The organism is Edwardsiella piscicida, assembly GCF_021733145.1.
Taxonomy (GTDB): Bacteria; Pseudomonadota; Gammaproteobacteria; order Enterobacterales; family Enterobacteriaceae; genus Edwardsiella; species Edwardsiella piscicida.
Genome location: NZ_CP090968.1, coordinates 3,104,449 through 3,125,926 on the forward strand (window position 1 = coordinate 3,104,449; position 21,478 = coordinate 3,125,926).

Annotated in this window: 18 protein-coding genes and 1 other RNA gene; 5 read left to right on the plus strand and 14 right to left on the minus strand. The window is 62.0% G+C overall.

The window, feature by feature from the left end:
• Positions 1-323 precede the first annotated feature (323 nt).
• The 4 genes from ubiI to L1P05_RS14150 form a co-directional block, all read right to left on the minus strand.
• Positions 324-1,535, minus strand: a complete 1,212-nt coding sequence (ubiI, locus tag L1P05_RS14135) for an FAD-dependent 2-octaprenylphenol hydroxylase (protein ID WP_012849766.1) — start codon at positions 1,533-1,535, stop codon at positions 324-326.
• A 28-nt stretch (positions 1,536-1,563) separates the two neighbouring features.
• Positions 1,564-2,742, minus strand: a complete 1,179-nt coding sequence (ubiH, locus tag L1P05_RS14140) for a 2-octaprenyl-6-methoxyphenyl hydroxylase (protein WP_012849767.1) — start codon at positions 2,740-2,742, stop codon at positions 1,564-1,566.
• Positions 2,739-4,061, minus strand: a complete 1,323-nt coding sequence (gene pepP, locus L1P05_RS14145; RefSeq protein WP_012849768.1) for a Xaa-Pro aminopeptidase — start codon at positions 4,059-4,061, stop codon at positions 2,739-2,741. The genes ubiH and pepP overlap by 4 nt, the downstream gene beginning before the upstream one ends.
• A gap of 184 nt (positions 4,062-4,245) precedes the next feature.
• Entirely contained in the window at positions 4,246-4,818 is a 573-nt protein-coding gene (locus L1P05_RS14150; RefSeq protein ID WP_012849769.1) for a YecA/YgfB family protein, read from the minus strand.
• Between the two features lie 178 nt (positions 4,819-4,996).
• Between L1P05_RS14150 and zapA the strand changes: the two genes are divergently transcribed.
• The 3 genes from zapA to L1P05_RS14165 all read left to right on the plus strand — a co-directional run bounded on the left by zapA (position 4,997) and on the right by L1P05_RS14165 (position 6,268).
• Positions 4,997-5,326, plus strand: a complete 330-nt coding sequence (gene zapA / locus L1P05_RS14155; RefSeq protein WP_005282128.1) for a cell division protein ZapA — start codon at positions 4,997-4,999, stop codon at positions 5,324-5,326.
• 100 nt (positions 5,327-5,426) lie between these two features.
• A non-coding RNA gene (gene ssrS, locus L1P05_RS14160) (6S RNA) lies at positions 5,427-5,608 on the plus strand.
• A 33-nt stretch (positions 5,609-5,641) separates the two neighbouring features.
• Entirely contained in the window at positions 5,642-6,268 is a 627-nt protein-coding gene (locus tag L1P05_RS14165; protein WP_012849770.1) for a 5-formyltetrahydrofolate cyclo-ligase, read from the plus strand.
• Here L1P05_RS14165 and serA read toward each other — a convergent pair.
• Together serA and rpiA are read right to left on the minus strand one after the other, a co-directional pair.
• The gene (gene serA / locus L1P05_RS14170; protein WP_012849771.1) at positions 6,265-7,503 is read right to left on the minus strand and encodes a phosphoglycerate dehydrogenase; all 1,239 of its coding nucleotides are present in this window, start codon (positions 7,501-7,503) and stop codon (positions 6,265-6,267) included. The genes L1P05_RS14165 and serA overlap by 4 nt on opposite strands.
• Positions 7,504-7,832: 329 nt before the next feature.
• On the minus strand, positions 7,833-8,492 hold the full coding sequence (gene rpiA / locus L1P05_RS14175; RefSeq protein WP_012849772.1) for a ribose-5-phosphate isomerase RpiA: 660 nt from the start codon (positions 8,490-8,492) through the stop codon (positions 7,833-7,835).
• Between the two features lie 302 nt (positions 8,493-8,794).
• Here rpiA and L1P05_RS14180 point away from each other — a divergent pair, with 302 nt between their 5' ends.
• Complete coding sequence (locus L1P05_RS14180; RefSeq protein ID WP_012849773.1) at positions 8,795-9,688, plus strand: LysR family transcriptional regulator ArgP; 894 nt, start codon at positions 8,795-8,797, stop codon at positions 9,686-9,688.
• A 72-nt stretch (positions 9,689-9,760) separates the two neighbouring features.
• Here L1P05_RS14180 and L1P05_RS14185 read toward each other — a convergent pair whose 3' ends face one another.
• The 7 genes from L1P05_RS14185 to tkt form a co-directional block, all read right to left on the minus strand.
• A complete protein-coding gene (locus L1P05_RS14185) occupies positions 9,761-10,480 on the minus strand; it encodes an oxidative stress defense protein (protein WP_012849774.1) in 720 nt (239 codons plus the stop codon).
• Between the two features lie 149 nt (positions 10,481-10,629).
• The gene (gene argO, locus L1P05_RS14190; protein ID WP_012849775.1) at positions 10,630-11,247 is read right to left on the minus strand and encodes an arginine exporter ArgO; all 618 of its coding nucleotides are present in this window, start codon (positions 11,245-11,247) and stop codon (positions 10,630-10,632) included.
• Positions 11,248-11,405: 158 nt separating this feature from the next.
• A complete protein-coding gene (mscS, locus tag L1P05_RS14195) occupies positions 11,406-12,266 on the minus strand; it encodes a small-conductance mechanosensitive channel MscS (RefSeq protein WP_012849776.1) in 861 nt (286 codons plus the stop codon).
• A gap of 269 nt (positions 12,267-12,535) precedes the next feature.
• Positions 12,536-13,612, minus strand: coding sequence for a class II fructose-bisphosphate aldolase (fbaA, locus tag L1P05_RS14200; protein ID WP_012849778.1), 1,077 nt, complete (start codon positions 13,610-13,612; stop codon positions 12,536-12,538).
• 108 nt (positions 13,613-13,720) lie between these two features.
• Positions 13,721-14,884, minus strand: coding sequence for a phosphoglycerate kinase (gene pgk / locus L1P05_RS14205; protein WP_012849779.1), 1,164 nt, complete (start codon positions 14,882-14,884; stop codon positions 13,721-13,723).
• A gap of 57 nt (positions 14,885-14,941) precedes the next feature.
• Entirely contained in the window at positions 14,942-15,967 is a 1,026-nt protein-coding gene (epd, locus tag L1P05_RS14210) for an erythrose-4-phosphate dehydrogenase (RefSeq protein WP_012849780.1), read from the minus strand.
• Positions 15,968-16,291: 324 nt separating this feature from the next.
• Positions 16,292-18,286: a transketolase gene (gene tkt / locus L1P05_RS14215; protein ID WP_012849781.1), complete on the minus strand. Its 1,995-nt coding sequence runs from the start codon at positions 18,284-18,286 to the stop codon at positions 16,292-16,294.
• A 410-nt stretch (positions 18,287-18,696) separates the two neighbouring features.
• Between tkt and L1P05_RS14220 the strand changes: the two genes are divergently transcribed.
• Complete coding sequence (locus L1P05_RS14220) at positions 18,697-20,319, plus strand: sulfatase family protein (RefSeq protein ID WP_015683463.1); 1,623 nt, start codon at positions 18,697-18,699, stop codon at positions 20,317-20,319.
• 91 nt (positions 20,320-20,410) lie between these two features.
• Here the strand turns inward: L1P05_RS14220 and speB are convergent, their stop codons facing one another.
• Positions 20,411-21,325, minus strand: a complete 915-nt coding sequence (gene speB, locus L1P05_RS14225) for an agmatinase (protein WP_012849784.1) — start codon at positions 21,323-21,325, stop codon at positions 20,411-20,413.
• Positions 21,326-21,478 lie beyond the last annotated feature (153 nt).

A 21,478-nucleotide genomic window follows, 5' to 3' on the forward strand; every position in this document is an offset into this window, starting at 1 on the left:
ACGGCGCGCAATCGATACCTCTCTGCCCGACGGTATCACTGAAACAGGGGATTAACCATAAGATAAAATAGGCGTAACAACGCGAAGTCCGCCGGGACGATGGGATGATAATGCAGAATATCTTGCTGTAAAAATGCGCACATCAGCACAAAATTAACATACTTGCTGCATTTTTATTGCCTACGTATAACCTGAACGGATTCAGGAAAGCAGAAAACAGCAGATATAAAAAACGGAGAGATGAGAAAAACTAATTCAAACGGCGGGGAGAGGATTAGAATATTTCACCCGCGGAGGGCCTCCGCGGGTGAGGTGCTCGACCTTTATTCGTCCGACGGCGCCGCCTGCAGCAGCGCCGGCAGATCCGCCAGCCCCATGGCGTGGCGTACCAGCTGAGGCTTCACCCCCGGCAGGCGATCGGCCAGCGTCAGCCCCAGGTCACGCAGCAGCTTCTTCGCCGGATTAGCCCCGGCGAACAGATCGCGGAACCCCTGCATCGCCGCCAGCATCACGGCGGCGCTGTGCTTGCGCCGACGCTCGTAGCGGCGCAGATACAGATGGTGTCCGATGTCCTTGCCCTGGGCCTGCAGGCGACGCAGCTCGCCCGCCAGCTCCGCCGCATCCATCAGCCCCAGATTCACCCCCTGACCGGCCAGCGGATGTACGGTGTGCGCCGCATCCCCCATCAGAGCCAAGCGGTGTCCGGCAAAGCTGCGGGCATAGCGCCCCTGCAAAGGAAACAGCGCCCGCTCGCCGACGCACTGACAGCGGCCAAGCCGATGATCGAAGGCGATGGTCAGCGCGCGCTCAAACAGCGGCGGCGCGGCCGCGTACATGCGCTGCGCCTCCTGCGGCGGCAGCGACCACACGATAGAGCACAGGGTGGGATCCTGCAGCGGCAAAAAGGCCAGGATCCCCTGCGGACGAAAGATCTGACGCGCGATATGGTCATGGGGCTGCTCACAGCGGATCGTCGCCACCAGCGCATGATGCTGGTAGTCCCAGAACGTCAGCGGCACGTCGGCCTGGCGGCGCAGGGCCGAGTGAGCGCCGTCGGCGCCGACCAGCAGCCGTGCGCTGAGCATCGTCCCGTTATCCAGCGTCACAAACGCCTCATTCTCTCCCCAAGCCACCTGCGCAAGGGTCGCCGGCGTCATCAGGGTAATCCCCTTATCCTGCTCGGCCCGCTGCCATAGCGCCGTCTGTACCGCCTGGTTTTCCACGATGTGGCCCAGGTGGAGATGCCCATAATCCGCGGCGTCAAAGGCGATACGGCCAAAGCTGTCCGCCTCCCATACCGCCATACCGCGGCAGGGCGCGGCGCCCTGCGCCAGGATCCGAGGCCAGACGCCCAGCTGCTGTAGCAGACGCTCGCTGGCGATATTCAGCGCGGACACCCGCCGCACGGCCGTTGACACCTGCGTCGGCGCCTGCGGCTCGACCACGGCGATGCGCAGCCCGCTGCCGGACAGGGCGTTGGCCAGCGCCAGACCGACCATACCGCCGCCGGCAACAATAATATCGAATGATTGCATAGCTTCCTGTTTCCCCAGCAACGGCCGACTAACGGGCGACCTGACCCAGCGTGCGCCGCACCAGCGGCGTGCGCAGCGGCGGCGCCAGCGCCAGCGCCATCAGTCCCAGATTGCGCCCGACCGCCAACGGCGGCAGGCGGTTGGCGAACAGCCGCACCAAACCGTCGGTCAGCGCAACGGTCGCCTCGCTATCGGGCTGACGCCGCCCTTGGTAGCGCGCCAGCGTCCGATAGGCGCCGGGATCGTCCCCGCGCCGCAGCGCATCACTCAGGGTCTCCGCCAGCGTCATCACATCGCGCAGCCCCAGGTTAAATCCCTGACCGGCAATCGGGTGCAGCGTCTGCGCCGCATTGCCGACCAGCGCCAGACGGTGACCGATATGTCCGTGCGCCCGACGCAGGCTCAGCGGATAGCTATCGCGCCGACCGCAGTGCGTAAAGCGCCCCAGACGCCAGCCAAAGGCCTGCTGCAGATGATGCAAAAACGAGGCCTCATCCCACTGCATCGCCTGCTCTGCCTGGGCCGGCGGCAGACACCAGACCAGCGTGCTCCGCCCCTCCGCCATCGGCAGCAGCGCCAGCGGCCCGTCCGGCGTAAAACGCTCAAAGGCGCGTCCACGGTGCGCCTCACGGGTGGCCAGCGTGGCGATCAGCGCCGTCTGCGCATACGCCTCGCTATGCCAGCGCATGCCGCACATCTGCGCCAGGGGCGACGAGGCACCGTCGGCGGCCACCAATAGCCGTCCCTGTAAGCAGCGACCATCCGCCAGCCAGGCCGTCACGCCGTCGACGCGACGCTCCACCCGCGCCAGCGTCGCCGGACAGAGCAGCGTCACGCCCGGGGCCGACGCCAGCAGCCGAAACAGACGGGCGCCGGCCTGATGCAACGGGATCACCTGTCCCAGCGCGGGGAGATCGTACGCGTCGGCGTCCAGCCACAGCGCTCCGCCGTGGCCGCGATCGCTGATCTGCACCTGACGGATCGCGGTCGCGCAGGAGGCCAGCGCCGGCCAGACGCCAATCTGCGCCAGCTGCTGACAGGTAGCGTGGGCCAGCGCGATGGCGCGGGCGTCAAAGCCGGGGTGCGCTTCGGCACCGGGAGCGACCGCCTCCACCAGCGTTACCGCACAGCGTCCGCCGCTCAGCGTCGACAGCGCCAGCGCCAGCGTCGCGCCCGCCATGCCGCCGCCGGCGATGATGATGCTCATTCCCGCGCCCGCGCCGCCGCCATCAGGGCCTCGATCGCCTCGACCGATTTCACGACGCCCTCGGTCAGGATCTCGCAGCCCGCCTCGGTGATCAGCACATCATCCTCAATCCGTACCCCAATACCGCGATAGGCCAGCGGTACATCGGCATCGGGCGCGATATACAGCCCCGGCTCACAGGTCAGCACCATTCCCGGCGCCAGCGTACGATCGCGCGCCGGCGTCGCGTAGTCGCCAACGTCGTGGACATCCAGCCCCAGCCAGTGCCCGAGCCCGTGCATAAAGAACGCCCGATACTTCTGCTCCGCGATCAGTTGCTCGACCTCTCCCTGCAGGATCCCCAGCTCCACCAGGCCGTTCACCATCACCTGCACCGTGGCCTCCTGGGCTTCACGCAGGCTGCTGCCGGGGCGGTAGTGCTCAAGCCCTGCCGCCATCGACGCCAGCACCAGCTGATAAATCTGACGCTGGGGCTCGCTAAAGCGGCCGCTGACCGGGAAGGTTCGAGTGATATCGCCGGCATAGTGGCGGAACTCGGCGCCGGCATCCACCAGCACCAGATCGCCCTCTTTCATTTCACTTTCGTTTTCTGTGTAATGCAGGATACAGGCGTTCTCGCCGCTGCCCACGATGGTATTGAAGGAGGGCGCACGCGCGCCGTGTCGGTTGAACTCGTGCAGCAGTTCGCCCTCCAGCTGATACTCATACATCCCCGGACGGCACTTCTCCATCGCCCGGGTATGGCCCTGTGCGGTGATCTCGGCGGCGCGTCGCATGACGGCGATCTCCTCCGCCGACTTGAACAGCCGCATCTCATGCACCCAGGGGCGCCAATCCGTCAGGGTCGCGGGCGCGCGCAGGCTCTGGCGGGCGCAGCGGCGCAGCGTCTCCAGCGCAGAAAAGAGCATCGCATCGGCAAAGTCATACATGCCCTGCGCGTGATACACCACGTCCAGACCGTTAAGCAGCAGCGGCAGCTGCTCCTCTACGTCGCCGTACGGCAGAGCGCGATCGATATTCAGCCGCGCCGGCGCCGCCTCTTGTCCCAGGCGACGGCCAAACCAAACCTCGGCCGTGACGTCGCGCACCCGATTGAACAGCACGCTGTGGCTGTGGTTGTCGGCGCTTTTGATCAGCACCAGCAGCGCCTCCGGCTCGTTGAACCCGCACAGGTACCAGAAATCGCTGTTCTGGCGATAGGGGTATTCGTTTTCGGCATTGCGGCAGCACACCGGCGCCGCGAAAAACAGCGCGGCGCTGCCCGGTTGCATTCTGGCCAGCAGCGCCTGACGGCGACGCTGATACTCTTGCGGGGTCATATCCATCTCCTGACTATAGGCGGGTCAAACGGCAGGGCAGCCCAGCGGCTGCACCCAGTCTCCATAACACAAACCGGTTATTAAAACGGGATACGTCCAGGCCGTATCCCGCAATAATGCGCGCGATCAATACGCATCCACAGCGGCGGCGCTCCGCCGACGGTCATCCGTCAAGCCACGTCGATCAGTGCAGACGCGGAGCCTCGGACGCCGGCGCCTCGCGGCGGCTAAACTCGCCGTGGCACAGCATGGCGGCCATGCGGACATACTCCGCCACCTCCTCCAGAGAGTGGGCCAGCGCCTCCTGATCTTCATCCTCATCGTAGCCCAGCTGAGCGATGCTGCGCAGATCGTCGATAGATTCGCCCACGTCGCCTTTAACCTGCCCCAGCTTGGCCTGCATCATGCCCAGCCCCAGCAGGAAATGGTTCACCCACCCGGCCAGCGCATCGGCGCGGACGAATACCGAGGCCTCATCCTCTCCCGGCAGCAGCAGTTGAAAGGCAAACTCATCGCCCTCCAGCGCGCTGCGCGTCTGCCCATACAGCGCCTGCAGCGGCTGCGACAGGCTCTGCGAAAACGCCGTGCCTTCGTTGGTCAGATCGTGCACCAGCGTCAGCCAGCTGTCATCGCGGTTGCCGCCGCACAGCAGACCGCTGAGCAATCCGTGCATTTCGGCGGCGGTCAGCGCCACGCCCTGCTGTTGCAGGGCCTGCGTCAGGGTGGCGTAATCCGCCGGGCTATTCTCTGTAGACATACGTATTGGTCATCGTTGGCTGATAAAGTTCGTGTTATGCTACCACCAAGATGAGTCGCTATACCAGAAAGGGCCGTATCGCAAGCCGAGGGCTTGTCACTGCATAGCGGGGTATATATAGTTAGCGCCCACAGCGTTCTACAGTGGAACGCGGCGCAAAACCTAGCAGGAAGATAGTATGTCTGCACAACCGGTAGATATTCAAATTTTTGGCCGCGCACTGCGTGTTAATTGTCCGCCAGAACAACTGGATGCCTTAAACCAGGCCGCAGAGGATCTGAATCAGCGGTTGCAAGATCTGAAAGTTCGCACTAGAGTCACCAATACGGAGCAGTTGGTCTTTATCGCGGCATTGAACGTATGTCACGAACTGGCGCAAGAGCGATTGAAAACCCGCGATTATGCCGCCAATATGGAGCAACGGATCCGCATGCTGCAGCAGACGATAGAGCAGGCGTTGCTGGAGCAAGGACGCATTACCGAGCGTCCCGGAACCTCTTTTGAGTAAAAATTAACTTACTGATTATACAACAATATTTACAAAGAAAGCCGTTCCATAAAGCGAAAGTTGTGTTAGTATAAACAGTAACAAAGCAGCAAGATTTCAAATTTCTCTGAGGTGTTCGTGCGCGGGCCAGTCCCCTGAGCCGATATTTCAAACCTTAAGAATGTGGCGCTCCACAACCGGTGAGCAGGCTCGGTCTCCGAGAAGCCTTAAAGTTGTGACGTTATGTTCACCTTGAACCCCGGGTTCAAGGGTTACAGCCTGCTACGGCACCTCGGAGATTCCCTAAAACGCCAGTCCTGCCGCGGAGTCAGCTCCATGTTCCAGGAATCTGCGCTCTCTTCCCGTCATCAGTTTCGCCATCGTCTGCGCACGCTGCGCCGTTCGCTTTCCCACGATCAGCAGAATCAGGCCGCCCTTGCGCTCAAAGATCGCCTGCTAATGCTGCCGCGACTGAGCCAGCCGCGACACATCGCGCTCTATTTACCCTTTGACGGCGAGCCGGATACCCAGCCGCTGATCCACGCCCTGTGGCAGCGCGGCCACCGGATCGCCCTGCCGCGTTTACATCCGTTCAGCCCCGGGCACCTGCTGTTTCTGGAATATACCCCGGATACCCCGATGTGCCACAACCGCTTTGGCATCGCCGAGCCGCGCCTGGACGTCACTCGGATTATTCCCCTGGCCCGGCTGGATCTGATCCTGACCCCGCTGGTGGCCTTCGACCGACGGGGACACCGGCTCGGCATGGGCGGCGGCTTTTACGATCGCACTCTGCAGGGGTGGCAGCAGCGCCACTGCCTCGGCGCCGGCCCCTACCCCATCGGTCTGGCCCACGACTGCCAACGCGTCGCGGCCCTGCCCGTTGCCGCCTGGGACGTGCCGCTGCCGGAGATCATCACCCCGCAGGCCCACTACCGCTGGCCCGACGCCGGCGCCGCTTAGTACAGCAGGCGAGCACGCACGGTGCCGGGGATCTCGCGCATGCGCTGCAGCGCCGCCTCCGCCCGCTCGGTCTCCGTCTCCACGTCGATCACCACATAGCCGATGGTCGGGGTGGTCTGCAGGTACTGAGCGGCGATATTCACCCCCTCTTCGGCAAAAATCTGGTTGATAGCATTCAGCATCCCCGGGCGATTTTCATGGGTATGTAGCAGACGGCTAACGTGATCCTCATGCATCGGCAGGGAGACCTGCGGAAAGTTCACCGCCGACAGGGTCGAGCCGTTGTCGGAGTACTTCGCCAGCTTGCCTGCCACCTCAATGCCGATATTCTGCTGGGCCTCCTGGGTCGAACCACCGATGTGCGGCGTCAGCAGGACGTTGTCAAAGCGGCACAGCGGCGAGGTGAAGGGGTCGCTGTTGGTCGCCGGCTCCGTCGGAAAGACATCGATCGCCGCACCGCTCAGGTGACGGCTCTCCAGAGACTGACACAGGGCATCGATATCCACCACCGTACCGCGCGCGGCGTTGATCAAAATCGCGCCGGGCTTCATTCGCGCCAGCTCCGCCGCGCCAATCATATTACGGGTGGAGGGCGTCTCCGGCACATGCAGCGAGACCACGTCGCTCATGTTCAGCAGCTCGGAGAGATGGCGCACCTGAGTCGCGTTGCCCAGCGGCAGCTTGCCCTCGATGTCATAAAAATAGACGTCCATCCCGATCCCTTCCGCCAGGATCCCCAGCTGCGTGCCGATGTGGCCATAGCCGATGATCCCCAGCTTCTTGCCGCGCGCCTCATAGCAGCCCACCGCCTGCTTGCTCCACTCACCGCGGTGAGCGCACGCGTTAGCCTGCGGGATATTGCGCAGCAGCAGCAGGGTCTCCCCCAGCACCATCTCCGCCACCGAACGGGTGTTGGAGAACGGCGCATTGAACACCGGAACGCCGCGGCGCTGCGCCGCAGCCAGATCGACCTGATTGGTGCCGATACAAAAGCAGCCCACCGCCACCAGCTTTTCCGCCGCGGCAAACATCGCCTCGCTCAGCTGCGTGCGCGAGCGCAGGCCGATAAAGTGGGCGTCGCGGATCGCCTCGCGCAGCGCATCGTCATCCAGCGCCCCCTTATGGTATTCAATGTTGTTATAACCGGCGGCGCGCAACGTATCGACGGCGCTTTGATGCACCCCCTCCACCAGCAAAAACTTGATTCTATCCTTGTCCAAAGAAACTTTTGCCATGATCTGCCCTACTGTCCGAAAGGAAATGGTGTGCAAGTGCGCTGTTCCGGCGCGTCTGCGGCGGCATCGCGCGCCCACGGCAGCGCGATGCCACCTTATCAACATAACAAAAATTACACTCGCGACAAGCGACGGGCGGGCGACGGGCATCGTCAGGGCGATAGCGCGATGGGCATAAACTGGCAAAAAATATTAATAAGATGGGATGTATCAGCGGGAAAAATTGAATCAGCGAAACTCCGTGATAGATGTCACCGAATTTCACCACTGCGGAAAAAAGTGTCCGCCGCGGGCACGGCGCCCCGCATCGGCGAGGCGCCCAGCGACGATTACAGGGTCAGCGTTTTGACCCCATCGGCGCAGCCGACCAGCGCAACGTCGGCGCCACGGTTGGCAAACAGCCCCACCGTCACGACGCCGGCGATAGCGTTAATGGCGTTCTCCAGCTTGCACGGCTCCATGATCTGCAGGTTGTGTACATCCAAGATCACGTTGCCGTTATCGGTCAGCACGCCCTGGCGATACACCGGCTGTCCGCCCAGCTTCACCAACTCACGGGCGACGTAGGCGCGCGCCATCGGGATCACCTCGACCGGCAGCGGGAAGTTACCCAGAATATCGACCTGCTTAGAGGCATCGACGATGCAGACGAACTTCTTGGCCACCGCCGCCACGATCTTCTCACGCGTCAGCGCGGCGCCGCCGCCCTTGATCATCTGCATGGCGCCGTTGATCTCATCGGCCCCATCCACGTAGATATCCAGCGCATCCACCTCGTTGAGGTCAAAGACCGGGATCCCCAGACTTTTCAGCTTGGCGGTGGAGGCATCAGAGCTGGAGACCGCGCCCTCGATCTGGCCCTTCATGGTCGCCAGCGCATCAATAAAGTGAGAGGCGGTGGAGCCGGTGCCTACCCCGACAATGGTCCCAGGCTGCACATACTTCAGCGCTGCCCAACCCACTGCTTTTTTCAATTCATCCTGCGTCATATCGTATCCTATGGACTTTGCTACGAAAACGTGTGCGTTATTATAGAGCAGCCCGCGTAAATACCCCACAGCAGCGGCGTAAATTTACGCCTACTCTCCGTTTTTTTCCCGTTGCACCCGCGTATTTTCTCCGCGACGTCCGCCAAAATGTGGCATATTGCGATAACGGTAGCGCCTCCAGCCGCCACGCGGCGCCTGAACAGGGCTCCCCCGCCGGGGGCGGGCCGTTCGCGCCGTTTTCCCGACGTGAGCAATAACGTTTTATACATAACAAAAATGGAACCAAGGGGACAAATACCATAATGAAACGCCCGGACTACCGGACCTTGCAGGCACTGGACGCCGTCATCCGCGAACGTGGTTTTGAGCGCGCCGCACAAAAACTTTGCATCACGCAGTCGGCGGTTTCCCAACGCATCAAGCAGCTGGAAAACCTGTTTGGTCAGCCGCTGCTGGTGCGCACCGTGCCACCGCGCCCGACCGAGCAGGGACAGCGTCTGCTGGCGCTGCTGCACCAGGTCGAACTGCTGGAGGAGGAGTGGCTGGGCAATGACAGCAGCAGCGATGGCCCCCTGCTACTGTCGCTGGCGGTCAACGCCGACAGCCTGGCAACCTGGCTGCTGCCGGCCTTGAAGCCGGTGCTGGCCGACTCGCCGCTGCGCCTGAATCTGCAGGTCGAGGACGAAAGCCGCACCCAGGAGCGGCTGCGCCGCGGTGAAGTGGTCGGCGCGGTGAGTTTGCAGCCCCAGCCGCTGCCGAGCTGCCTGGTGGATCGTCTGGGCGCGCTGGACTACCTGTTTTGCGCCTCTCCCGCCTTTGCCGCTCGCTACTTCCCCAACGGAGTCACCCGCTCATCGCTGCTGAAAGCGCCGGCGGTCGCCTTCGACCACCTGGACGACATGCATCAGGCATTCCTGCAGCAAAACTTCGAACTGCCGCCGGGCAGTGTGCCCTGCCATATCGTTAACTCATCGGAAGCGTTTGTGCAGCTGGCGCTGCAGGGCACCACCTGCTGTATGCTGCCGCACCTGCAGGTTGAGCGCGAGCTGCGTGAAGGGGTGCTGATCGATCTGACGCCGGGTATGGTGCAGCGCCGCATGCTGTACTGGCACCGTTTTGCCCCGGAGAGCCGCCTGATGCGTCGGGTCACCGATGCGCTGATAAGCCACGGCCACGACGTACTGCGTCAGGACTAGGCGCCCCCTACGCGCGGAGCGCGCGCCCCGGCAGAGCGGGATCGGCGATCGATCCCGCCCGCCATCGAGCCGTTATTTACTCAGGTTAAATACCACCTCAACCCGATCGTCGAAGTGAATCGTCTGCTGCTCATAGGTCTGCGCCGCCGAGGTTTGATTGGCGGACGGCGCCGCCGCGTACATGCGCGTCACCGGCTCCGGCTGGAAGTTGGAGACATGGTAACGGACGCTGTAGACCGGCCCCAGCGTCACCCCAAACCCCTGCGCCAGAGACTCCGCCTGGGAGATGGCGTTCTTGATCGCCATCTGACGCGCCTTGTCACGGTACACCTCAGGCTTGGCAACGCCCAGCTCGACGGAGCGGATCTCATTGAGGTTGGCCTTCAGCGCCCCGTCCAGCAGGCTGTTCAGCTTATCCAGCTGGCGCAGCGTCACCTGTACGGTACGCACGGCGCGGTACCCCTTCAGCTGGCTTTTCCCGTCTTTCTGATACTCATACTCCGGCATGGTATACAGATTGGCGGCGCTGATATCCTGCGCGTCGATGCCGTTACGCTTGAGAAAATCAAAATATTTGGCCACCCGCTGATCGACCTGCGACTTGGCACCGGCGGCATCTTTAGCGCTGGCGTTAACCTGAAAGGTCAGGGTAGCCATATCGGGAACGGCGTCCACGCTGGCGGTACCCGACGTCACGACGTGCGGCCCCTCCGGGACTTCCGCCGCCTGAACACTGGCGGCCATGCCACCGACTCCCATCATTGCAGCCAAGGCCAATACTGTTAATTTCACGGTTATCCTCCGGTTCACTACCACGTTGCCAGGGGCTTCCCCTCTGCCACGCGCCGGACCCTGTGGTCCGGCCCTCTCCCGCCGACCGATCGCCGACGAATGTATTGTTAGCATAGCGCGCCGATGGCGCGACGTGAATCGGATATTCCCTACATGACCAGCCCCTGACGCGCCAGCGCGATCGCAATAAACCACATCACCCCGCCGACGGCCAGGTTGATCGCCCGCTGGGCGCGCGGCCGGCTCAGCCAGGGGGCCAGCCAGGCAGCCAGCAGCGCCAGGCTGAAGAACCACACCACCGAGGCGCTGACCGCCCCAAAGGCAAACCAGCGTCGGGCGTCGGCCACCAGCTGTCCCCCCAGGCTACCGAGCACCACAAAGGTATCCAGATAGACGTGCGGATTAAGCCAGGTCACCGCCAGCAGCGTGACGATGATCCGCCAGCGCCCCTGCTGCATCAGGCTGTCGTCCAGCTGCGCCTGCACAGGGCGGAGCGCCGTTCGCCACGCGCCCCAGCCATACCACAGCAAAAACACCACGCCGCCCCAGGTCACCAGCTGCAGCAGCAGCGGCGAACGCAGCAGCAGCGCGCTGCCGCCGAAGACCCCGGCGCAGATCAGCGCCAGATCGCTCAGGGCGCACAGCGCGGCGATGGTCAGGTGATAGCGACGCTGGATACCGTGGCTAAGCACGAACATATTTTGTGGCCCCAGCGGCAAAATCAGCGCCGCGCCCAGGGCAAATCCCTGTGCAAAAACAGAAAACATAACGATGATCCTTCAGAAGAGGAGGTGCGGACGGCGGCCATGTGGCCGGATGGAGAGCATCATAAACAGCCGGGCGGCGGCGGGGAAATGGCGATTTCTTATCGCCGATAAGACGGGCTTATGACGTCTGGCCGGCGCGCCGGCCAGACGGGGAGAGATCACTCGACGCGGGCTTTGGCAGCCTGATACAGATGCACATCCATCTGCGGGAACGGAATACCGATGTTATTGGCATCCAGCGCGCGTTTGAAGTTCTCCATCAGATCAAAATAGATGGCCCAGTAGTCGGCGTTGTTGCCCCAGACTCGCACCACGAAATTGAGCGACGAGGCCGCCATTTCGTTCAGGCGGATAGTAACGCCGTCATCGTGCAGAATGCGCGTATCGGCCGCCACCACATCGCCCAGCACCCGCTTGACCACGTCGATATCGGCGTCGTAGGCCACGCCCACGACAATATCGATACGGCGCTTCGGCTCGCGAGAGAAGTTGATGATATTGCCAGCAATGATCTTGCCGTTGGGCACCACGATCACTTTATTGTCGGCCGTGGCCAGCGTGGTAGAGAAAATCTGCACCTCGCGTACCGTGCCGGTTACGCCGCCCAGATCCACCACCTCACCCGCGCGGAACGGGCGGAACAGCACCAGCAGAACGCCGGCGGCAAAGTTAGACAGGGAGCCCTGCAGCGCCAGACCGACGGCCAAACCGGCGGCACCCAACACGGCGATCACCGAGGTGGTCTGCACCCCGAGTCGCCCCAGCGCGGCGATAATGGTAAAGGCCAGAATGCCGTAACGTACCATCGCCGCCAGGAAATGTACTACCGTCACGTCCAGACCGCGCGCCTTCAGCAGGCGAATCAGCGTCGCCGAAATGCCGCGGGCGATCAGGGAACCGACGATCAGGATCACCACCGCCGCCACCAGATTGACGGCATAGCCCAGCAGCAAATCCTGGTTACGGACGATCCAACCGCCGGCGCTCTGAATGCCGTCAACTACATCCAAGTCTTTCATCTTATTGTTTACCCTCTTATTTTATTACCTGACTCTCTCACCGGAGCCTCCGGTGACACAGGCAAAACAGGCCGCAGATCGCGGCCAAAACGCCGTAAGGGTAACCCAACTACGGCGCTGGACTCCACATTTCATTAACGCCAAAAATCTGAAAATTAAATCCAATTAACACCACGTATTCATATGACCGATCGCGGCGGTGTTTCCCGGCGAGCCGCCGACATAAAAAAACCCCGCAATGCGGGGTTTATCCTGCTGATTGACGACGATTACAGCACGTCGATGCAGTTCAGCTCTTTGAATGCCAGCTCCAGGCGCTCGATCATCCCGGTCTGACCGGCGCGCAGCCATACGCGCGGATCGTAGTATTTCTTGTTCGGCTTGTCGTCGCCTTCCGGGTTACCCAGTTGGCCCTGCAGATAGCCTTCGTTCTTCTTGTAGTACTTCAGCACGCCTTCCCAGGTTGCCCATTGGGTATCGGTGTCGATGTTCATCTTCACCACGCCGTAGCTGACCGCTTCTTTGATCTCTGCCGCGGTAGAGCCGGAGCCGCCGTGGAAGACAAAGTTCAGACTGTTGTGCGGCAGGTTGTGTTTCTTAGAAACGTATTCCTGAGAGTTTTTCAGGATCACCGGCGTCAGCTGCACGTTACCCGGCTTGTACACGCCGTGCACGTTGCCGAAGGAGGCGGCGATGGTGAAACGCGGGCTGATGGCGCTCAGCTTGGTGAACGCGTAATCCACGTCTTCCGGCTGGGTGTACAGCGCGGAGTTGTCCAGATGGCTGTTGTCCACGCCGTCTTCTTCACCGCCGGTGCAGCCCAGCTCCAGCTCCAGGGTCATGCCGATCTTGGACATGCGGGCCAGGTACTGAGAGCAGATTTCGATGTTCTCTTCCAGAGACTCCTCGGAGAGGTCGATCATGTGGGAGGAGAACAGCGGCTTGCCGGTCGCGGCGAAGTGCTTCTCACCGGCGTCCAGCAGCCCGTCCAGCCACGGCAGCAGCTTCTTGGCGCAGTGGTCGGTGTGCAGGATCACCGGAACACCGTAGTATTCGGCCATCTGATGCACGTGGTGCGCACCGGAGATCGCGCCGAGGATAGCCGCCTGCTGGCCCTCCAGCTTCAGCCCTTTGCCGGCGATGAAGGCAGCGCCGCCGTTGGAGAACTGAACGATGATCGGAGCGCGTACCTTGGCGGCAGCCTCCATCACAGCGTTGACGGAGTCCGTACCGACGCAGTTAACGGCCGGCAGAGCGAATTTGTTCTCTTTCGCTACCTGGAATACTTTCTGAACGTCATCGCCAAAGATGACACCCGGTTTAACAAAGTCAAAGATTTTAGACATGTCTAATCGTCCTGTTTCGTGGGCGTGAGTGTTTTCCAATCGGATCAACATTACCGCGCCAGGGCGCGATAAAACAACGGGAGGCATGATGGCCTCCCGTGTCGGGCATTACTGCTTGGCGCGCTCTTCGAGCATCACCACAGCCGGCAGTTTCTTGCCTTCTACAAACTCCAGGAAGGCGCCGCCGCCGGTGGAGATGTAGGAGATCTTGTCGGCGATGCCGAACAGATCGATGGCCGCCAGCGTATCGCCGCCGCCGGCGATGGAGAAGGCGTCGCTGTTGGCGATGGCATTGGCCACGATCTCGGTCCCTTTACAGAAGTTCGGGAACTCGAAGACGCCGACCGGACCGTTCCACAGGATGGTCTTGGCGTTTTTCAGGATAGCGGCCAGCTGCTCGGCAGAGGCATCGCCCAGATCCAGAACCTGCTCGTCGTCTTTGATGTCGCTGACGGACTTCATGGTCGCCGGCGCCGTCTCAGAGAACTCGGTGGCTACGCGCACGTCGGTCGGTACCGGGATATCGCAGGTGCCCAGCAGCTTCTTGGCTTCCGGGATCAGGTCGGCTTCATACAGGGATTTACCCACGTTGTGGCCTTCCGCCGCGATGAAGGTATTCGCGATACCGCCGCCCACGATCAGCTGGTCAGCGATCTTGGACAGGGAGTCCAGAACGGTCAGCTTGGTGGAGACTTTGGAGCCGCCGACGATGGCGACCATCGGACGCGCCGGGTTGCTCAGGGCTTTGCCCAGGGCTTCCAGCTCGCCGGACAGCAGCGGACCGGCACAGGCGATCGGCGCAAACTTGCCCACGCCGTGGGTAGAGGCCTGGGCGCGGTGCGCGGTGCCGAACGCATCCATAACGAACACGTCGCACAGGGCAGCGTATTTCTTAGACAGGGTTTCGTCGTCTTTCTTCTCGCCCTTGTTGAAGCGGACGTTTTCCAGCACCACCAGCTCGCCCTGGGCAACGTCAACGCCGTCCAGGTAATCTTTGGCCAGACGCACCGGCGACTTCAGATGATCTTTGAGGTAATTCACCACCGGCAGCAGAGAGAACGCATCGTTGTACTCGCCTTCGGTCGGACGACCCAGATGGGAGGTTACCATCACGCGCGCACCCTGCTTCAGCGCCAGCTCAATGGTCGGCAGCGACGCGCGGATACGCGCATCGGAAGTCACTTTACCGTCTTTAACCGGAACGTTCAGGTCCGCACGGATCAGAACGCGTTTACCCGCCAGATCCAAATCGGTCATCTTAATTACAGACATGGTGAATCCTCTCATTGATTCTCTAAAAGTTGCTTTAAGCTGTGTCGCCGCACGCGGCTACGACGCATTAGAAACTGCCCGGGTCATCGCCAGCGTAGTATCCAGCATCCGGTTGGCGAAGCCCCATTCGTTGTCACACCAGACCAACGTTTTAATCAAATGCCGACCACTGACCCGCGTCTGGGTGCCGTCCACGATGGCGCTGTGCGGGTCGTGATTAAAGTCGGTCGAGACCAGCGGTAATTCTGTGTAATCAACTATACCATGAAATGCCGTCGATGCTGCCTTTTGCAGCAGGCCGTTTACCTCGTCGACCCGCACCGGCGTACGCACGCTGACGCTGAGATCGATGGCGGTCACATTCAGCGTCGGCACCCGTACCGAGATCGCCTCAAAGCGATCGCGAAACTGGGGAAGCACGCGCGCAATACCCGCCGCCAGCTTGGTATCCACCGGAATGATCGAGTGGCTGGCCGCTCGGGTCCGCCGCAGATCCGGATGGTAGGCATCGATCACCGGCTGGTCGTTCATCGACGAGTGAATGGTGGTCACCGCACCCGACTCGATGCCAAAGGCATCGTCCAGCAGTTTAATCACCGGGATGATACAGTTGGTGGTACAGGAGGCGTTGGAGACGATGCGATGCTCCGCCAATAGACACTCCTGATTCACCCCGTAGACCACGGTGGCATCAAGGTCATGGCCGCCGGGGTGGGAGAACAGCACTTTACCGGCCCCCGCCAAAATATGAGCCTCGCCATCAGCCCGGCTACCATAAACACCGCTACAGTCCAGCACCACATCAACCTGCAGCGCCTCCCAGGGCAGATCGGCGATCTGCGGCCGGTGCAGCAGACGAATGCGATCGTCGCCGACCCACAGCCAGTCATCCTGCTGACGCACCGGCCAGGCAAATCGGCCGTGGCAGGTGTCATACTGCAGCAGGTGCGCCATCCCCTCGGCGGCCGCCAGCTCATTGATCGCGACGACGCGCATCTGCGTCTGTCGTCCCGACTCATACAGCGCCCGCAGTACGTTGCGGCCGATGCGGCCAAAACCGTTAATGGCGATACGAATGGTCATCTTACTCTTTCCTCGTCCGGCAAACAGACGTTCAGAGTAATCCATGCCCGCGACGTCGGGGCGGATTCCGGCAGCAAAAACGCCACTGGCCCCATCAATTCGTCGCCGCTTTCCCCATCAACTGAAACGCTTCAGCCAAGAATAAACCAAACGCAGCGCAAAGAAAACACGGGAGAGAAAAAGCGGGAAGCACGGCGGTGAATTTGAATGGAAACGTGCATTGCATCACAATTTGATGCGAAATCGGTGCATAGATCGCGCCCGACGCGTTGGCAGAAAAAAACGGGGCAGGCGCCCCGTTCATCATTTTCTACCGCGGAAGGTTTACTTCAGCAGCGCGCGGGCCTTGGCCAGCACGTTGTCGACGGTAAAGCCGAACTCGACGAACAGCTGCTCGGCCGGCGCGGACTCACCGAAGGAGGTCATGCCGACGACAGCGCCGTTTAGGCCGACGTACTTGAACCAGAAGTCGGCGATACCGGCCTCCACCGCCACGCGGGCGCTGACGGCAGACGGCAGCACGGCTTCACGGTAGGCGGCGTCCTGCTTGTCGAACACTTCGGTCGACGGCATGGAGACGACGCGCACCTGACGCCCTTCGGCGCTCAGCTTGGCCGCGGCGTTCATCGCCAGCTCCACTTCGGAACCGGTGGCAATGAAGATCAGCTCCGGCTGACCGGCGCAGTCCTGCAGAACGTAGGCGCCGCGTTCAACGTTGGCCAGCTGCTCGGCGCTGCGATCCATCTGGGTCAGGTTCTGACGGGAGAAGATCAGCGCTGACGGGCCGTCCAGACGCTCGATGGCTTTCTTCCAGGCAACGGCGGACTCCACCTGGTCACACGGACGCCAGGTGTTCATGTTCGGCGTGGTGCGCAGGCTGGCCATCTGCTCGACCGGCTGATGGGTCGGGCCGTCTTCGCCCAGACCGATAGAGTCATGGGTGTAGACCTGAATGTTACGGATCTTCATCAGGGCAGCCATACGCATGGCGTTACGGGCATACTCCATGAACATCAGGAAGGTCGCACCGTAGGGGATAAACCCACCGTGCAGCGCGATGCCGTTGATGATGGCGGTCATGCCGAACTCGCGCACGCCGTAGTGGATGTAGTTGCCCGCGGCGTCTTCATTCAGCGCCTTGGAGCCGGACCACATGGTCAGGTTGCTCGGCGCCAGGTCGGCGGAGCCGCCCAGGAACTCCGGCAGCAGCTTGCCAAAAGCTTCCAGCGCATTCTGCGATGCCTTACGGCTGGCGATCTTGGCCGGGTTGGCCTGCAGCTGTTCGATAAACTGGCGAGATTCGCTGTCCCAGCTGGCCGGCAGTTCGCCGTTGATACGGCGTTTGAACTCGGCGGCCAGCTGCGGGAACGCAGCCTGATAGGCGGCGAAACGGGCATCCCAGGCCTGCTCTTTGGCCTTACCGGCCTCTTTGGCATCCCACTCGGCGTAGATTTCCTGCGGGATGACGAACGGCGGGTAGTTCCAGCCCAGCTGAGCGCGGGTTGCCGCGATCTCGGCATCGCCCAGCGGCGCGCCGTGGGAGTCATGGGTACCGGCCTTGTTCGGCGAGCCGAAGCCGATGACGGTTTTGCACATCAGCAGGGACGGCTTGTCGCTGACGCTGCGCGCCTCTTCGATAGCGGCCTTGATGGCGGCGCTGTCGTGACCGTCTACGCCGCGCACCACGTGCCAGCCGTAGGCTTCAAAACGCTTGGCGGTATCATCGGTGAACCAGCCGTCAACGTGACCGTCGATGGAGATACCGTTGTCATCGTAAAACGCGATCAGTTTGCCCAGCTTCAGGGTACCGGCCAGGGAGCAGACCTCGTGAGAGATGCCTTCCATCATGCAGCCGTCGCCCATAAAGGCGTAGGTGTAGTGGTCGACGATCTCGTGGCCCGGGCGGTTGAACTGCGCGCCCAGCGTGCGCTCGGCGATGGCCATGCCGACGGCGTTGGCAATGCCCTGACCCAGCGGACCGGTGGTGGTCTCAACGCCCGGGGTATAGCCATACTCCGGGTGACCCGGGGTCTTGGAGTGCAGCTGGCGGAAGTTTTCCAGCTCAGACATCGGAAGATCATAGCCGGTAAGGTGCAGCAGGCTATAAATCAGCATGGAACCATGGCCGTTGGACAGCACAAAACGGTCGCGATCGGCCCAGTGCGGGTTGACCGGGTTATGGTTCATGTAATCACGCCACAGGACTTCGGCGATATCCGCCATCCCCATCGGGGCGCCCGGGTGACCGGATTTGGCCTTCTGCACCGCATCCATGCTCAGGGCACGGATAGCATTGGCAAGCTCTTTACGAGAGGACATGTTCTACTCCAAGTCGGATTGTATGAAAACAAGGGTTCGCCATATTGTCTCAGACTCGGAGTGAAAACGGCAATCCTTAATCGCGGCGCCGCCACGGAGCCGCGCCGCAAAATCCGCGATGATATGCACTCACACCGTTCTCCCGGCGCCGCGGGACAGTATGACCTGACGGGGCAGGGTAGCACAAAACCGACGCCGTCCCGCCCCGCGGCGCGCAGCGTTTGCGCAATCAGCGTCCTTTTTTGACCTGCGTTGCGCAAAGGTTGATTTTTCACCGCGCGCCCCGCCGCGCGCATTTAGCGCGCAAAACCTTTCTTTTTCTTTTGATTGTGCGTTATGCGATCGATATCGCGGTGAAACATTGTTTCGAATTGTTATCTTTGCTTTCGAACAATAAAAAGGAACCGACTATGTCTCTTTCTCGACGCGAATTTTTACAGCGAACCGCTGGCGGGATGGCCGGGGTCGCCCTCGGTGCGCCGGCGCTGGCCGCTGGCGATGCCCCCGCCGGTACGGACACCGGCGCCAAGATGCCCCCGCGCAATATCGTCATCATCACCGCCGATCAGCTGGCGCGGCGCGGCGTGGGAGGCTATGGCAATCCCCAGGTCAACACCCCGGCCATCGACAGCCTGATCGCCCGCGGCACCCGCTTTGAACAGGCCTACTGCCCCTACCCGCTGTGCGCCCCGTCGCGCGCCTGCTACTGGACCGGCCGCCTGCCCCATCAGACCGGGGTGATCGCCAACGACAGCCCCAACGTCCCGCAGGACATGGTGACGCTGGGCGAACTGTTCAGCCAGGCGGGCTACGAATGCCGCCACTTCGGCAAGCGCCACGACTACGGCGCGCTCAAGGGGTTCACCTGCGCCGACCAGGTCGAGCTGCCCTACGATAGCCCGGCCGCCTATCCGGTCGATTACGATACCCGTGAGGATGTCTACTGCCTGCAGGAGAGCCTGAAGTACATCGATACCCTGAAGGGGCGAGACAGCGACGCGCCGTTTATGCTGGCGATCGAGTTCAATAATCCCCATAACATCAATGGCTGGACCGGGGCCTTTGCCGGCCCGCACGGCGATATCGACGGTCTGGGCCCCCTGCCGCCGCTGCTGGATAACTTTGACACCTCCGCCGATCTGCCCAACCGACCCCTGGCGATTCAATATGCCTGCTGCACCCATAACCGGGTGATGCAGGCCGCCAACTGGAACGAGCTCAACTTCCGCCAGTATCTCAAGGCCTACTATCACTTCACCGAACTGGCCGATGGCTTCATCGGCCAGGTGCTGAGCGCGCTGCGCGCCAGCGGCCACGCGGACGATACCCTGGTGGTCTTCTTTGCCGACCACGGCGATGCCATGGGCGCCCACCGCCTGGTGGCCAAAATGAACTGGTTCTATGAGGAGTCCACCAACGTGCCGCTGGTTTTCGCCGGCCCCGGCATCCGCCCCCAGGCCAGCAGCCGCCACCTGACCTCCCTGTGCGATCTGCTGCCGACCCTGTGCGACTACGCGGGTCTGACGCCGCCGCCCGGCCTGTACGGCCGCTCCCTGATGCCTATTCTGCGCGGAGAGCAGCCCGACGGGTGGCGAGATGAGGTCATTACCCAGTGGAATACCGATCGCAACGTCGACGTACAGCCGGCGCGCATGCTGCGCACCGAGCGCTACAAGTACATTCTGTATAAAGAGAATGAGGAAGAGGAGCTCTACGATCTGCAGCAGGATCCGGGAGAGACGCGTAACCTGGCGCACTCACCGGCGCACCAGGCCGAGCGTCAGGCGCTGCGCGCCCGCTTCGACGAATATGTGCGCAACCAGGTCGATCCCTTCTACAGCCAGGAGGCGATCATCGACCGACGCTGGCGCAGCCACCTGCCCGGCTACCATAACCACCAGGGGCAGACCAGCATTCAGGTCTACCAGAAGGAGATCCGCCCGCTGATCATGAATAAGGAGTTTGAGAAGGCGCGCGAAGTGCGTCTGGCGCTCTACCGGCAGGCCCGCGCCTCCTACAACGGCGGGGTGTGAGCGCAGCGCATAAACCGTCCCCCGGCGAGCCGGGGGATTCAAGACACAAAAAAGGCCAGGCGTCTGCCCGGCCTCGTGCGCTCAGCGAAGATTACTTCTTCGCAGCCTGGATATACAGCATCTCCAGCGCCAGGGTCGCCGCCGCCAGGGCGGTGATCTCCGACTGATCGTAGGCCGGCGCGACTTCCACCACGTCCATCCCGACGATGTCCAGATCCTGCAGACCACGCACCAGCTTCAGCGCGCGATCGGAGGTCAGGCCGCCGATCACCGGCGTACCGGTGCCCGGCGCGTGGGCCGGATCCAGGCAATCGATGTCAAAGGTCAGGTAGACCGGCATATCGCCGACGATGCGCTTCACCTCGGCCAGCACATCCTCTACGCTGCGATCGTTCACCTGCGCCGCGTCCAGCACGGTAAAGCCGTTGTCATGATCGTACTCGGTGCGAATACCGATCTGCACCGAATGGTGCGGATCGATCAGCCCCTCGTTCGGCGCATGGAAGAACATGGTGCCGTGATCGAACTTGCTGCCGTGAGCATAGGTGTCGGTATGGGCGTCGAAGTGCACCAGCGCCATTTTACCGAAGTGCTTGGCGTGAGCGCGCAGCAGCGGCAGGGTGATGAAATGGTCACCGCCAAAGGTCAGGCAGCGTTTCCCGCTGGCCAGCAGACGCTCGGCGTGAGCCTGCAGGTTATCGCTCATCTCCTGGGCGTCGCCAAAGCTGAAGACCACGTCGCCGCAGTCCACCACCTTCAGGCGGTCGCGCATGTCGAAGTTCCACGGCCAGCGCTTGCCTTCCCAGGCCAGGTTGGTCGAAACCTGACGGATCGCCGCCGGCCCGTGTCGGCCACCGGCGCGGCCGGAGGTCGCCATATCGAACGGCACCCCGGTAATCACCCAGTCGGCGTCGCCGTCATACGGCATGAAGTCCAACGGCAGGCGCAGAAAGCCAAAGGCGTTGGATACCAGAGAGTTATCAGGCTTATGCCCCAGAGTACACATACTCACTCCTCCTATAAATCCCGTCGCCGCGCCGCGTGTCGGCCAGGCTGACGGAGTCGCGATGAAAAAAAATCCCTCCCGCGTCGTTAACCCGACGAGGAAGGGATTATCAGTTCGTTTGGCCGTGCATTTCGCCGATTATGGCGACAACCC